This window comes from Cobetia sp. ICG0124 (genome assembly GCF_004006355.1).
In the GTDB taxonomy this organism is placed as follows: domain Bacteria; phylum Pseudomonadota; class Gammaproteobacteria; order Pseudomonadales; family Halomonadaceae; genus Cobetia; species Cobetia marina.
In genome coordinates this window covers 1,343,873-1,357,486 of sequence record NZ_CP024893.1, presented here as the reverse complement: position 1 = coordinate 1,357,486, position 13,614 = coordinate 1,343,873, and the positions used below count along the sequence as shown (strand labels likewise).

At 62.6% G+C, this 13,614-nt stretch carries 13 protein-coding genes; 5 read left to right on the top strand and 8 right to left on the bottom strand.

Annotated elements, in window-relative coordinates:
• Positions 1-9: 9 nt before the first annotated feature.
• From CU110_RS06230 to CU110_RS06215, 4 genes are all read left to right on the top strand, one after another.
• Complete coding sequence (locus CU110_RS06230) at positions 10-966, top strand: tripartite tricarboxylate transporter substrate binding protein (RefSeq protein ID WP_240665497.1); 957 nt, start codon at positions 10-12, stop codon at positions 964-966.
• Between the two features lie 113 nt (positions 967-1,079).
• The gene (locus CU110_RS06225; RefSeq protein ID WP_077377607.1) at positions 1,080-1,625 is read left to right on the top strand and encodes a tripartite tricarboxylate transporter TctB family protein; all 546 of its coding nucleotides are present in this window, start codon (positions 1,080-1,082) and stop codon (positions 1,623-1,625) included.
• A gap of 3 nt (positions 1,626-1,628) precedes the next feature.
• A complete protein-coding gene (locus CU110_RS06220) occupies positions 1,629-3,173 on the top strand; it encodes a tripartite tricarboxylate transporter permease (protein ID WP_084208370.1) in 1,545 nt (514 codons plus the stop codon).
• Positions 3,174-3,191: 18 nt separating this feature from the next.
• Positions 3,192-5,147, top strand: coding sequence for a TonB-dependent receptor (locus CU110_RS06215; protein WP_084208368.1), 1,956 nt, complete (start codon positions 3,192-3,194; stop codon positions 5,145-5,147).
• A gap of 4 nt (positions 5,148-5,151) precedes the next feature.
• On the opposite strand, the gene CU110_RS06210 is transcribed toward CU110_RS06215, so the two are convergent.
• Together CU110_RS06210 and CU110_RS15705 are read right to left on the bottom strand one after the other, a co-directional pair.
• On the bottom strand, positions 5,152-5,901 hold the full coding sequence (locus CU110_RS06210) for a siderophore-interacting protein (RefSeq protein ID WP_084208367.1): 750 nt from the start codon (positions 5,899-5,901) through the stop codon (positions 5,152-5,154).
• 1 nt (position 5,902) lies between these two features.
• Entirely contained in the window at positions 5,903-6,079 is a 177-nt protein-coding gene (locus CU110_RS15705; RefSeq protein ID WP_164850292.1) for a hypothetical protein, read from the bottom strand.
• A 68-nt stretch (positions 6,080-6,147) separates the two neighbouring features.
• On the opposite strand from CU110_RS15705, the gene CU110_RS06205 reads away from it, so the two are divergent.
• Positions 6,148-6,591: an HAD-IA family hydrolase gene (locus CU110_RS06205; RefSeq protein ID WP_164850291.1), complete on the top strand. Its 444-nt coding sequence runs from the start codon at positions 6,148-6,150 to the stop codon at positions 6,589-6,591.
• Here CU110_RS06205 and CU110_RS06200 read toward each other — a convergent pair.
• The 6 genes from CU110_RS06200 to CU110_RS06190 form a co-directional block, all read right to left on the bottom strand.
• Entirely contained in the window at positions 6,581-8,593 is a 2,013-nt protein-coding gene (locus CU110_RS06200) for a catalase (protein WP_164850290.1), read from the bottom strand. The two genes, CU110_RS06205 and CU110_RS06200, sit on opposite strands and share 11 nt — an antisense overlap.
• Before the next feature lie 173 nt (positions 8,594-8,766).
• A complete protein-coding gene (locus CU110_RS17560) occupies positions 8,767-9,039 on the bottom strand; it encodes a BCCT family transporter (protein WP_276317914.1) in 273 nt (90 codons plus the stop codon).
• A 164-nt stretch (positions 9,040-9,203) separates the two neighbouring features.
• Positions 9,204-9,536 (bottom strand): BCCT family transporter, encoded by a 333-nt coding sequence (locus CU110_RS17555; protein WP_205694078.1) that lies wholly within the window; start codon positions 9,534-9,536, stop codon positions 9,204-9,206.
• 39 nt (positions 9,537-9,575) lie between these two features.
• Positions 9,576-10,046 (bottom strand): BCCT family transporter, encoded by a 471-nt coding sequence (locus tag CU110_RS17550; protein WP_205694077.1) that lies wholly within the window; start codon positions 10,044-10,046, stop codon positions 9,576-9,578.
• Entirely contained in the window at positions 9,935-10,339 is a 405-nt protein-coding gene (locus CU110_RS17545) for a BCCT family transporter (protein WP_205694076.1), read from the bottom strand. The genes CU110_RS17550 and CU110_RS17545 overlap by 112 nt, the downstream gene beginning before the upstream one ends.
• Positions 10,340-11,078: 739 nt before the next feature.
• Positions 11,079-13,589 carry a CoA transferase gene (locus tag CU110_RS06190; protein ID WP_084208361.1) on the bottom strand — a complete coding sequence of 837 codons (2,511 nt, stop codon included), beginning with the start codon at positions 13,587-13,589 and terminating at the stop codon, positions 11,079-11,081.
• Positions 13,590-13,614 lie beyond the last annotated feature (25 nt).

Below are 13,614 nucleotides of genomic sequence, written 5' to 3'. Positions count from 1 at the left end.
CTGCTGGCGTTGCTCGCCCCGATTGCCCTGTCCGGCATGGTCGCGGCCTCGCCCTTCGTCAGCACCGGTGTCCAGGCCGACTATCCGGTGCGTGACATCCGACTGATCGTGCCGTGGCCCGCCGGCGGCGGCGCCGATGCCATCAGCCGCAAGATCAGTAACCTGGCCGAGCAGGACCTGCCGAAATCGATCTACGTCGAGAACATCGGGGGTGCCATCACCGCCACCGGCCTGATGCAACTCAGCAAGGCCCGTCCGGATGGCCATACCGTCGGCGTGATGACCTATGACAGCATCATCACCCTGCCTCGCGGCAACCTGGTGCCCGGCTACTCGCTGGACCGCATGATTCCCTTCGCTCGCATCACCAAGGAAGCGGACGCCATCGTGGTATCCAAGCAATCCGGTTACGAGAATTATGAGCAGCTGATCGAGGCGGCACGCGCCAACCCCGGTACCGTGCGTATCGGTGTCGCTCCGCGAGGTTCCGGCCCCTACCTGGCAGTTCGCCGCCTGGAAGCCGCAGCCGGTGTCGAATTCAATGTCATCACCTATCCGGGCTCTTCCACCGCCGAAGCCGAGGCACTGCTGTCCGGCGAGATCGACGGTGCCATCTCGAGCCTGGGAGACTTCTCCGGCATTCTGGAATCCGGGGATGCCCAGGGCATCGTCGAATTCTCGTCAGAGCAGAACCCCGCCTACCCGGAAGTGCCGCCGATGAGTGAACTGGGTGGCAATCTGGAAACCGGCAGCTTCATCGTGCTGGCCGTGCCCAAGGGCACGCCGGATGAGGTAGTCAGCACGCTGGAGAATGCCTACCACACGGCCTACGAGACACCGGAATTCCAGAAGTGGATCACGGGCGTCGGCGTCACGCCCAGCTGGCTGGGCGGCGATGAGGTCAATGCCTGGATCGAGGATTACCAACAGAAGACCTTCACCGCCATGGATGAACTCGGCCTGTAGACGTGCCGGCAAGCGGCACCACTGAGTGTCGATGCCACTCGACGTCTACCCGTCCTCCTTCACTTCCATCGTCAAGCGGCGTCCGGCAACGGGCGCCGCCAAGGAATTCTGTCATGTCCTCATCCGCTTCCCCTCCCCGACGCCACTGGTTGATCAGCGGGGCGACACCGCTGACGCTGGTCATGACGGCCGTCAGTGCGCTCTATCTGATCAGCGCCTTCCAGATGGCGCCGCCATTGGACAATGGCCGTCTGACGGCCTCGTTCTTCCCTGCCCTCATCGGGTGCATCGCGCTCGTGCTCTGCGTGGCCCAGCTGGTCAGCCAGCACCGCGCCAGCCGCGGCGCTGCAGCGGATGACGGCAAGGAGTCTTCCACGACCGACGGCGACGCCAGCGCACCGCTGTTCTCACCGGCGCTGCGCCTGATGCTGGTGACCGCCCTCTATATCCTGGCGTTTTCGCACCTGGGGTACCTGCTAGCGTCCGCGCTCTATGTCTTCAGCGTGATGCTGCTGTTCTCGGGGCGTGAGAAATGGATCAGCAAGGCATTGATCGCCTGCGCCATCTCCGCACTGGGCTATCTGCTCTTCGAACAACTCTTCAATGTCCACCTGCCGACCTTCGAGCTGTCCGCTCTCGTCGCCACGAGTGGAGGATGACGCATGGAATTCATCGCTCAGGTATTTTCAAGCTTCGCCCTGCTGCTGGACCCGGTCATCCTGTTCTACGTGGTCGCCGGCTTCGTCATCGGCACCATCTTCTCGGCCATTCCGGGCCTGACCGCCACCCTGGCGCTCGCCCTGCTGTTGCCGCTGACCTATAGCCTGGACGTGACTACCGCCCTGATGGCGTGTGCCAGCATCTACATGGCCGGCATGTGTGGCGGCAGCATCACCGCCACCACCATCAACATCCCCGGTGCCCCCTCCTCGATGATGACGGCACTGGAAGGCTATCCCATGCAACAGCGTGGCGAAGGTGCCCTGGCACTGGGTCATGCCTCCTTCGGTTCGATGGTCGGCGGTAGCCTCGGCGCATTGCTGTTGATCGTGCTGGCACCGTTCATCGCCGAGGCCTCACTGCTGGTCAAGACCACCGGCAAGTGCGCGCTGATCGCCTTCGCGCTGATCGTGATCGTGGTCGCCCAGCGCGGCAACATCCGCAAGGCCGGCATCACCGCCTGCCTGGGCCTGATGCTGGCGACGATCGGGCTGGACGCCATGCAGCCACTGGCGCGCTTCACCTTCGGCATCAGTGAGCTGACTGCCGGGATCGACCTGATGCCGGTCATCATCGGCACCTTCGCCATCAGCGAGCTGCTGATCCAGGTCGGCAATCGCAAGAAGGACGCCGCCATCCGCCAGCAGCTCAAGGCCAGCCAACAGCTCAAGCGTCGTGATTTCATTCCGCCGCTGAGCGCCATTCGCGAGATCGGCATCGGCTGCTATCTGAAGTCGACGTTGATCGGCTACATGGTCGGCACCCTGCCCGGCGCAGGCGGTTCGATGGGCGGCTTCCTCGCCTACGTGGAAACCGTGCGCACCTCGAAGAAGCCCGAGAGCTTCGGCAAGGGCAATCCCCAGGGCATCGCCGCCGCCGAAAGTGCCAACAATGCCGTCTGTGGTGGCGCTCTGGTGCCGATGCTGACCTTCGGGATTCCGGGCGATCCGGTCACGGCCATCGTGCTGGGCGTACTGGTGATCAACGGCATCCAGCCGGGGCCGCAACTGATGGCGTCACAATCCGGACTGATCGCGCCGATGCTGGCCTCGCTGCTGTTCAGCGCCCTGATCCTGATTCCTCTGACGCTCTATCTGATGGGGCCCTACTTCCTGCGCATCGTCACCATCCGCAAGGACGTGCTCTACGGCGCCATCGCATTGCTGGCCGTCGTCGGCAGCTTCGTGGCCACCTACTCCGTGTTCCAGATGATGATGACTCTGGTGCTGGGCATCGTCGCCTACCTGATGCGCAAGCATGATTACCCGGTGATCACGCTGCTGCTCGGCTTCATTCTCGGCCCGAATCTGGAAGAGTTCCTGCGCCGCGCGCTGACGCTCTCCAACGGCAACCCGATGACCTTCATCACCACGCCGGACAGTCTGTTCTTCGTCGTGTTGACGGTGGTCTTCGTCTACTTCCTCGGTATCCGCAAGCCGGTGCAGTTGAAGCAGGCGGCCCCCGAGAAGGCAGGCTCGACGGGCTGAACAAGCAAGGGAATCCACGTGCATCTCCGTCTCCATCCGCTTACCGCCGCCGTCCTTTCCGCCAGCACACTGACTCTCGGCGCCACGAGCCATGCGCTCGCCGGCGACATGTCCACGCTTGTCGTCAGCGAAGACCGTCTTGAACAGAATGTCGTGATCAGCGCCGAAGAGATCGAAGAACGCCAGGCTCGTGACCTGGAAGACCTCTTCCGTGCCGAACCGGGGGTCAGTGTCGGTGGCGGCATCGCCATCGGCCAGAAGGTCTATGTTCGTGGACTGGAAGACACCAACCTGAACGTCACCATCGATGGCGCGCGTCAGGGTGGCTATCTCTTCCACCATACCGGCCGACTGACCATTGACCCTGCCCTGCTCAAGCAGGCGGAAGTCGATACCGGCCCTGCGACGGCGGATGATGGCCCGGGGGCGCTTGGCGGCAGCCTCCGCTTCGAGACCAAGGATGCGCAGGATCTGCTCAAGCCCGGTCAGGATATGGGGGCGCGCGTCTCCGTCGGTACCGAGAGCGCGGCGGACGCCACCTCCGGCACCACGGCGTTCTATGGTCGTCTGGGAGAAAATCTCGGTCTGATGGGATATGTCAGTGGTCGCAACAGCGATGATTATGAGGTCGGCGGTGGCGGTGAGCAGGAGCAGACCGCAGGCCAGCAGCGCGGCTACCTGCTCAAGATGTCTCTGCTGGACGTCAATGATCAGGACCTGCGCATCAGTGCCGAGCGCACGACCGATCACGGCACCTACTTCACACGCCCTCACATGCCGAGCTTCAGCAGCCAGCAGCCGACCTATCAGGAAATGGAGCGTGAGACCTTTACCGTCAATCACGCCTGGCACCCGGGCAATGACCTGATCGATACGAAGACCACCCTCTATCACACCACCCAGGAACTGGATCGTGTCGAAAGTGGCAGCACCAGCCGCTCCCGCGAATTCGGCGCGGATGTTCGCAACACCTTCCGCCTCAAGACGGGTGATGTGGCGCATGCCCTGACGACCGGCGTGGACTTCTATGATCAGGACACCCGTCGCTCCGATGACGCAGGCAGCTCTGGCCCCAACAACGAAGACACCTCACGCAACCTGGGGGTCTACGCCCAGAACCGCATGACACTGGGCCCGTGGGCTCTGTCCGTTGGCGCGCGCCTGGATGACTACGACAGCGATTACGGCGAGGCCGGTAGCGTCAGTGGCAGCGAGGTCTCCCCCAACGCGATTCTGAGTGTCGATGCCACTGACAACCTGACCCTGCATGCCGGTTACGGCGAGGCCATCCGGGGTGCCAAGGCGCGGGAAGTGATCCTGATCGGGGATGACGTCACCATCGCGGAAGGACTGGAGCCGGAACGCGCTCGCCAGCGCGAGATCGGTCTCGATTGGCACCAGCAGGATGCGTTGACCCAGGGCGATCGCCTCGGCTTCGCGCTGACCGGCTTTCATACCGATATCGAGAACTACCAGGCCTATGATCGCGGCAGTGATCCGGCGGTGCTCTACAACCTGGATGGCGACGTCGAGAGTCGTGGCTATGAAGCCAGCGTGAACTGGGGAGTCGGTGGCTATGACACCCGCCTGGGCTACGCCAAGGTGGTGATGAAGAACAACGATGGCGACCCGCTGGGTGACGAGATGAACATCGGTGCCTCCACCGGCGACAAGTGGACCTGGGATCACCAGTACCGTCTTGCGCACCACGACATCACGCTGGGCTACACCCTCAATGCGGTGGAGCGCCTGGAGCGCGTGGCACAAGGCGATGAGGAAAAGCCGGGCTACGTGACGCACGACATCCGCGCCCAGTGGACACCGGCCGCCTGGCAGGATCTGACTCTGACCTTGGCGGTCAACAATCTGTTCGACAAGCGCTACAGCGATCACAGCAGCTACCTGCTCAGCAGTGGCGACAGCATGCTGGAGCCAGGTCGTGACATCCGGCTGGGTGCCAGCTACCGCTTCTGAGGTGTCAGTCCGCCTGCTCGGTCTCGGCGTCCTGTTGCTTGGCCAGCTTGTGACCATCTTCTGACTGACCGATCTTCCAGTAGCTCGAGACATAGAAGTGGGACTTGGGAATCTCGTAGGCCTGCTTGAGGTGAGCACGTAGCGCACGCATGCTGCCGAATTCACAGGCCGCCCAGACAGAGATCTGACCTTCCAGTCTCGGCAACGAGGCAACCTTCTCCAGCAGCGGCTGGCCTTCCGGGTCTGGCTGCGGGTTGATCAGCCAGTGCAGCTCGATTCCCGGCGGGTGCTCAAGCGTCTGGATGTCAGCCGCATCCGGCACTTCAATGATGGCGTGTCCTCGGGCATCCACCGGCAGTTCGGCCAGATTGACGCTGATCGCCGGCAACGCCGTCATGTCACCCGCCAGCAGGAAGCTGTCGGCCGCCATGTTGATCAACTTCCTGGGCCCCGGGCCGCCGATGGTGATGCTGTCACCCGGCCTGGCACTGGCCGCCCAGACAGACGCCGGGCCTGCCTCTTCATGCAGCACGAAATCGACATCGATCTCGGTCGCGCGCTGATGACGAATGGTGTAGGTGCGCATCATCGGTCGCTCACCTTCCCCACGCGCGAAGACCAGCTTGATGTAGGCACTCTCCTGGCCTTCGGGAAGGGAGCCGATATTCTCGCCCCCCAGCGTCACGCGCAACATGTGTTCGGTGACACGCTGGGTACGAATCACCTCGAGGTCTCGCATCGCGGGCTTGGCCATCTCACGCACTCCTGTCGTCGTTGCCATTGGGCACATCAGCACTGAAATCCCCGCATGCGGAGACGTTGTCCATCATGCGAGTCGCCGTGTTCAGAAAGGCCGCGATCTCCTCATCACCGAGATCACCGGCCATGCGCTGGGCCGTCTCCTGTTCCAGCACCTTGACTCGCTCCAGCATGTCACTCCCCGCTGCGGATACCTGCAGCAGCTGACTGCGCCGGTCCTGCGGGTTCTATGGAGGCCCACATGCGTGCCACCCTCGAGGACCTGATGACGGCTCGCCTCACGGCCATGCCCGGCATGCCTCAGGCACTGGCGGAGCTCTCCGGCTACCCCTGCGGCGTGGTCACCAACGGGCCGGAACGCAAGGTACGCCTGGCACTGGATACCACCGGGCTGGCGCGCTTCTTTGACGGCCACATATTCAGTGCCTACACCCTGGGCGTCTGGAAACCGGACCCACGCCTCTATCGCCTCGCCGCCGAGCAGATGGGGTTCGCGCCGCAGCGCTGTGTGGTGATCGATGACGCCGCCGTCGGCGTGAAAGCCGGGCTGGATGCCGGGATGCATGTCATCCACTTCGCCCACCATGAGGACGGCCTCGGCACGCCCTCCGGGGCACTGAAGATGCGCAGTGCACGCGAGCTTCCGGCGCTGATCAGAGAGATCTCTGCACGCCTTACAGGTTGAACTTCACCAGGGTGACGATGCGTGACAGGCCCTGAGCGGCGGCCAGAGATTCGGCGGTATTGCCTTGCTGATCCGCAATTCCGGGGTCGGCCCCGGCATCGAGTAGATGCCTGATGATGGTTTCCCGCCCGAACAGCGAGGCCATCATCAGCGCCGTCTGGCCACTGGCATTGCGATGATTCACATCACAGTCGGTATTGGCCAACAGCCAGTCTGCCGTCTCGACATGCCCACGGAAGGCCACGCCCATGAAGGCATTGCTGCCTCTTTCATCCACGGCACAGGCGTCCACCCCATACCCCTTGAGCAGGGCCAGAGTGCTGGTATGCCCGTAGTAGGCAGCCATGATGAACGGCGTATAGCCGTGGGATTCCGTGATCGACAGGTCTCCGCCCTGGTCGTGGTAGCGTTCGATGGCGGCGTTGTCGCCCTCACGCGCGGCATCCATGATGTCCATGCCCTCGTCCGCGTCGATCAGCTCCTCGACATCGTCCATGTCCACGTGAGCGACCTTGGCCAGACGCTCGCCGTATTCGTGGTCGGCCTGATAGAAGTAGCTGACCATGATGTTGCGGATCTCGTCGTTCTTGACCTTGCCCAGATCCCCACCCAGCACCTCGATCAGGTCATCCTGATCTTCCTCGGAGAAGGAGCGGTACAGCTCCCCGGCCTGAGCGAAATTCTGCTCCTTGCCGATGGGCTGCTGCTGGGTAGTGCCATTGAGGGTGTAACGCTTGTATTCGTACTGGCTGTCGTCCACCAGCGAGTCGGCGTTGCGGCTCGGCTGGTAGTTGATGGAGCCGGAACGCGGAGCGGAGTAGCCCGCGCCATCCTGATGGTTGTTGTGGACCGCCACCTTGGGGGCGTTGACCGGCAGCTGAGAGTAGTTGGCCCCCAGGCGGTAACGCTGGGCGTCGGCGTAGGCGAACAGGCGCCCCTGCAGCATGCGGTCTTCCGACGGCTCGATGCCCGGCACCAGGTTGGCCGGCGACATGGCCGCCTGCTCGGTTTCCTGGAAGAAGTTGTCCGGGACGCGATTCAGCGTCAGCTCACCGACCTTGCGTGCCGGGATCAGGTCTTGCGGCCACAGCTTGGTGGTATCCAGCGGGTTGAAGTCGAAGCTGTTCAGCTGTCTGGGGTCCAGCGTCTGGATATAGAGATCCCAGACCGGGTCATCGCCTTCGTCCAGATGGGTGTAGAGATCATCCGTCAGGTGATTGAAGTCGGTGGACTGCACCTTGGCGATCTCTTCCGGCGACATGCCATGGTTGCCCTGGCGCGACTTCCAGGTGAACTTCACGTATTTCCAGTCGCCTTCGCCATTGACGAACTTGAAGGCGTGGACCCCGGAGCCATCCATCTCACGCAGGCTGGCAGGCACGCCCAGCGGTGAGTACAGATAGGTCAGCATGTTGGTGCTTTCCGGGATATGGCTGAAGAAATCGAAGTAGCGATTCGGGTCCTGCAGGTTGGTGCGCGGGTCCGGTTTCAGGGCATGGATCATGTCCGGGAACTTCATCGCATCGCGGATGAAGAACACCGGGAAGTTGATGCCGACCATGTCCCAGTTGCCCTGGTCGGTATAGAACTTGACGGCGAAGCCACGCGGGTCGCGCAGAGTCTCGGGCGAGCCCTTGCTGTTGATCACGCTGGAGAAACGCACGAAGACCGGCGTCACCTGGCCCTTGTCCTGGAAAGGTGCCGCGACGGTCAGGTCGGTCAGATCCGCGGTGGCACGGAACTCACCGTAGGCCCCGATACCGCGCGCGTGAACCACGCGCTCCGGAATGCGCTCACGCTCGAAGTGCCCCAGCTTTTCCAGCAGGTGGTGATCCTGCAGCAATGTCGGGCCATTCTGACCAGCGGTCAGGGAGTCCTGGTTGTTGCCGATCGGCGCACCATTGGAACGTGTCATCACTTCCTGCTGCGCCAGACTGCTTGCAGAAAGCCCCAGCGCCATCACGGCTGTCAGGGTCTTCATGGGAAAACGTACGCTCAGCATCTCGGAAATTCCTCGTCAAATCAGGGAGTAACGAGGCGAGGAGTATTCGCGAGAAGTTCCCATAGCAAAAATAAATAATAGCTAACCCTGAAATAGCGAAAAACTAACATGATGCAGAATCAGCACCAATCACTTCCACTCTAAAGCAAGGACTGTGGCGTGGTTTCCAGCCACTACGCCTGGCGCTTCGCCTTCTTCGACTTGCGCTGGAACGCCGGCATGTCATCGATGACCAGCACCGGATTCAGCTCTTCCTTGGGGAAGTCATTCTTGAGCCAGCGCAGCATGGAGAGTGCCAGAATCAGCATCACCGGAATCATCGGCAGCGCCACCACGATGGTCGAGGTCTGCACGGTCTGCAGGCCACCCAACTGGATCAGCGCAACGCCGACGGCCGCGATCAGGAAGGCCCAGATCAAGCGGAACGCAGCGCTTGGGCTCCTGATACCCGGACAGCTTGCGTGAGGTCACCGAGGCCAGCACGTAGGCCGAGCTGTCCAGCGTGGTCGCCAGGAAGATGAAGCACAGCAGGATGAAGGCCACCGTGACCAGCTCTGGCATACGGCAGGGTCTGCGAGGATGCCTTCCACCGCCAGCGGGGATACCGCCGCTATCTCAGCAGCGCCTTGATGTCCAGCGCACCACTGATCTGCAGGTCCAGCGCGTAACCGCCCCACACCGCGAAGAACACCCAGGTGCCCAGCGAGCCGAATACCAACTCGGCGATGATCAGTTCACGGATGGTACGGCCGCGCGAGATACGCGCCACGAACAGCCCCACCATCGGCGCGTAGGCGATCCACCAGGCCCAATAGAAGACGGTCCAGTCCTTCCAGAAGGTGGAATCCCCCGCCGGGTCGGTCCACAGACTCATCGGGATGAAGTTGCCCAGGGTCTTGCCGAGGCTGTTGACGAAGCCTTCGACCATGAACTGCGATGTCACCGACGATGAAGGTGAAGGCCAGCAGGAAGATCGCCAGAATCACGTTGATGTCCGACAGAATCTTGATGCCCTTGGCCAGGCCGAACCAGACACTGGCCGAGAACATCGCCGTCCAGATGCAGCAGTACCGCCAGACTTCCAGTCCGAAGTTGGCCTCAACGCCCAGCAGATGCCGCTGACCAGCTGCGAGACCAGCGGGACCGCCAGCCCCAGCGAGGTGCCGACGCCGCCGACGATCCCGAACACGACGATGGAATCCAGCAGCACGCCCCAGGCGCCATCCGCATGGCGGCCCAGCACGCCGCGCGAGGCGACGGACAGACGCACGCCATCACGCTTCTTGACGTACATGGAGTAGGCGATCGGCAGACCCGGCAGGCAATAGAAGGCCCACGGCGTCAGCCCCCAGTGGAACTGACCGAAGGCCAGCGCCCACTCCGCGGCCTCATCGACTCTTGGCCGCCACGTCGATAGGCCGGCGAGGTGTAATAGTAGATCGGCTCGACCCACGCCCAGTTGACGATCGCGATCCCCATCCCGCAGGTGAAGATCATCGCCACCCAGCTGAAGTAGGAGAAATCGGGCGTGTCTTCTGCCCCACCCAGACGGACGTTGCCGTAGCGGCTGAATGCCAGCCAGATGAGAAATCCGACGACGCTCAGACCGGCCACCAGATACAGCCAGCCGAACTTGCCGGTCGCGAAGGCGAAGGCGGCATTGATCAGCAGCGGTGCTGGCCTCCGGGAACAGGATGACGGGGCCGATGAAGGCCAGGATGACCAATACGGCGGGAATGAAGACACGGGGGTCCAGATGATCGCCATCACTGGCGGGGGGAACGGCTTCTTGCACGACTACCACCTTAGTGAGAAAGCCCGAGCAAGAGGGGCGAGACGTCGCTCTTGCTCGGGCAGTTCGCTGTGTTCAATAATTTTTCGTAATGAAAAGAGCGCGGTATTATACATTTTTTTATTCCACGCGCATTATACTTTCCCGGCAACCGCGGGGAGCATGAATCGCGACACGGTATTTTCTCATTCACACATGAATTTCATTCATCAATCTTGCGCTGCACACTCCCCCCTCCTGCCCTCTTCTCGCGCCTTCCTTGCGCCTTCTTCGACCAAGTTTCCGCCAGACGTGAACAGGCCGCCGACACGTCAATGTCGGCGGCCTGTGGGTCTCAAACGCTCATGAGCGGCGACTGTCCCGCAGAAGCCAGCACCTGACGCGGCAGTCTTTCCGCCCTTGCATCGCGAGGGTCTCGCCAGCCGATGCGCCACTCTCATGAGCAGAAGCCTCGACGTTCACCTCGTGTCACAAGACACTCAGCGCTTGAGCACTTCTCATGCACCTGGCTCGAGCTGACCCATGCAAGCTCAGAGTCAGATGAGTCGGCCTTGAGCGATCAGCAATGGCTGACGTGCTGAGTCACAAGAACGCCCCACCTCGTGAATCACGAGATGAGGCGTTTGAACGTCCAGGGCGCTATCGACTGCCTTCAGCCGGCGGCCCTCGGTGGACAGGTACCGTATGGCGGGATCAGCTTGGCAGGTACTCCTCGCTCCAGCTTTCGGACACCACGCCCTCCTCGATCAACTGGTCGATCTCTTCATCGCTGTGATCAAGGCCCTTGAGCACTGAGCGAGTCGAGGCGCCGTATTTCTCGGCCGGCGACAGCGGGTAGATGCGCCCACGCCGTGGACGGATGGCGTAGGGGTCAAGCTGGGTGATCTCGTGACCGCTGGGGTGGTCCGAGTAGACCGAGAACGAATAGCTGCCGGCATCGATCCCGGTCCGCTCGCCAGCCGGGTGGACGTTGTAGGAGCGCAATGTCTCCAGGTTCTCGCACACGGCCGCGGCGATATCCGCCGCCTGCAGTCGCTCGACCCAGTCATTGGCTCGCGCGCTGATGAAACGCGGTGCCAGGTAGGCGGCACGCTCCTCACGCGGGATTTCCGGCAATTCTTCCAATCCCTCGACCTTGCGGAATTTCTCCAGCTCCGACTCATAGGCACTGACCAGCAGGATACCATCGGAGGCTGAATAGAAACGCGCCAGATCATCATAGCCTGTCGCCTCACGACCGGAGGGCTCATCAAACAGACTGCGGCGCTCATAGTCGTAGCAGAACGGCAGCTGTGCCAGACCGCTCAACGCCGACAGCGAGGTCTTGATGCGCGAGGTGCGGCCGGTCTTGAGCTTGCGATACAGCGCGGTGGCAATCCCCAGCGACGCGCCAAAGCCGCACATGACATCGATGGTGCCGACGTGGGCGTGCTCTTCAGGGGTATCCATGCTGCCGCCGAAGCGCAGCATGATGCCGGTGGTGGCCTGCACCAGATCGTCATAGCCGAGGTAATTGGTGCGCGGCCCGGGCAGCACGCCACTGAAGCAGTCCAACTGGCAGAAGACGGCGTCCGGGTTGAGCTCACGCATGGCCTCCTCGCTCAGCCCCATGGAGGCCACCTGCCGGTCGGTGGCATTCCAGACCACCACATCACTCTGACGAATCAGCTCATCCAGGATGGCGCGCCCGCGGGGCTGTCTGACGTCGGTCAGCAGCGAGCGCTTGGAACGCATGTGCGACAGGCCGAAGATGACGGTATTCCAGCAGTCATAGAACGGCTTGGCCGGGTCGACCTTGATGACCTCGGCACCGAAGCGCGCCAGATACGCCACCGAGTGCGGCCCGGCGATCACGTTGCACAGGTCCAGAATCTTGACGCCTTCCAGCCAGCCATCGCGGGCATTGCGTGCCCGCACCCGTGGCAGCTTGGTCTCGATGCGGGTCAGCACCGACAGTGCATGGGTGACGCTCACCCAGCGCCGCGGCCTTGGCGTCAACATCTCCTGGCCGCTGTCGGCCATCCACACCATCGGGCCGGGCTGGATCATCAGCCCGAATTCCGGGTCCTCGACCTCGACCATCAGGCCCGCCGTCTCGGCGTGGTCATCGTGGATCCACTCCTGCAGCCAGCGCTGCGGCGCGCCGGGGAACTTGCCCTTACCGAAGATCTTTTCCCATTCCTTGGAGGTGCGCGTGAGGAAGACTTCCTTCATGCGCGCCGCGATATGGTCCGCCCAGGACTTGGGCAACGGATAGACGCCCAGCGACATGTCGGATTGCCATTCGCTGCTCGGGCGATAGGTATCCGGCTCCTCACTCATGCCTTCGGCGACCAGCTCATCGTAGAGGCCCAGTACCTTCAGGCAGCGCTTGGCGTGCTCGCGGTGACTCGGACAGACCACATAGAACATGCGGCCATCCTTGCACTTGTAGCTGCGATAGAAGGGATCGAGCAGCTCCTGCAGCTCGTCGTAGTCGAGATTCATCGGCTGGCCCTCGATACGCCGACGCTCGATCTCCTTTTCGCGCTGGGTCTTGTAGCGCTCCGGCAGGCCCTCGATCTTGATCGAGTTGTAGCAGAGCCCTTCCATCAGCGCGCAGACCAGCGGCACCTCGATCTCGTCGCCCATGCCGGTCCGCTCGCGGGCCTGCAGTGCCAGTACCACCGAGGAGGCCGCCAGCATGGTGCCGTAGGCCGAGCCCAGCGGCAGCGGCGAGAAGGACGGGTTGATGCCCATCAGCACCCGGTTGAGGCCCATGTCGGTGAAGACGCCGGAGTTGGCGGCGATCACGCTCTCGAAGGCGCGCCAGTCGCGGCGCAGGGTGTCATTGGAGGCAAAGCCGGGAATCGACAGCGTGATCAGCTCATTGCGCTCCTCGCGCAGGGCCTGGAAATCGATGCCCAGCCGCTTCATGACCCCGGGGCGGAAGCTCTCGATCACGATGTCGGCCTCCTCGATCAGCGCCAGCGCCTGCTCGACGCCCTCCTCTGACTTGAGGTTCAGCGAGACGATCAGCTTGTTGCGATTGAGCGTGGCGTTGGCCGGCGACTGCCACATCGGCCCGCCGGGCGGGTCGACGTGAACCACGGTGGCGCCCAGGTCGGCGAGGATCATGGCGACGGCCGGGCCCGCCATGTATTGACCGAAATCGATGACCTTGACGTCAGTCAGCGGCAGGCGGGTTTCGGAGTGGATTGTCATCGGTGCGGTCCTTCTGTCCGGGGGG

Excerpts from the sequence above, each read along its gene's own strand:
- CU110_RS06225 (WP_077377607.1), top strand. The coding sequence starts at position 1,080 with ATGTCCTCATCCGCTTCCCCTCCCCGACGCCACTGGTTGATCAGCGGG.
- CU110_RS06220 (WP_084208370.1), top strand. The coding sequence starts at position 1,629 with ATGGAATTCATCGCTCAGGTATTTTCAAGCTTCGCCCTGCTGCTGGAC.
- CU110_RS06210 (WP_084208367.1), bottom strand. The coding sequence starts at position 5,901 with ATGGCCAAGCCCGCGATGCGAGACCTCGAGGTGATTCGTACCCAGCGT.
- CU110_RS15705 (WP_164850292.1), bottom strand. The coding sequence starts at position 6,079 with ATGCTGGAGCGAGTCAAGGTGCTGGAACAGGAGACGGCCCAGCGCATG.
- CU110_RS06205 (WP_164850291.1), top strand. The coding sequence starts at position 6,148 with ATGCGTGCCACCCTCGAGGACCTGATGACGGCTCGCCTCACGGCCATG.
- CU110_RS06200 (WP_164850290.1), bottom strand. The coding sequence starts at position 8,593 with ATGCTGAGCGTACGTTTTCCCATGAAGACCCTGACAGCCGTGATGGCG.
- CU110_RS06190 (WP_084208361.1), bottom strand. The coding sequence starts at position 13,589 with ATGACAATCCACTCCGAAACCCGCCTGCCGCTGACTGACGTCAAGGTC.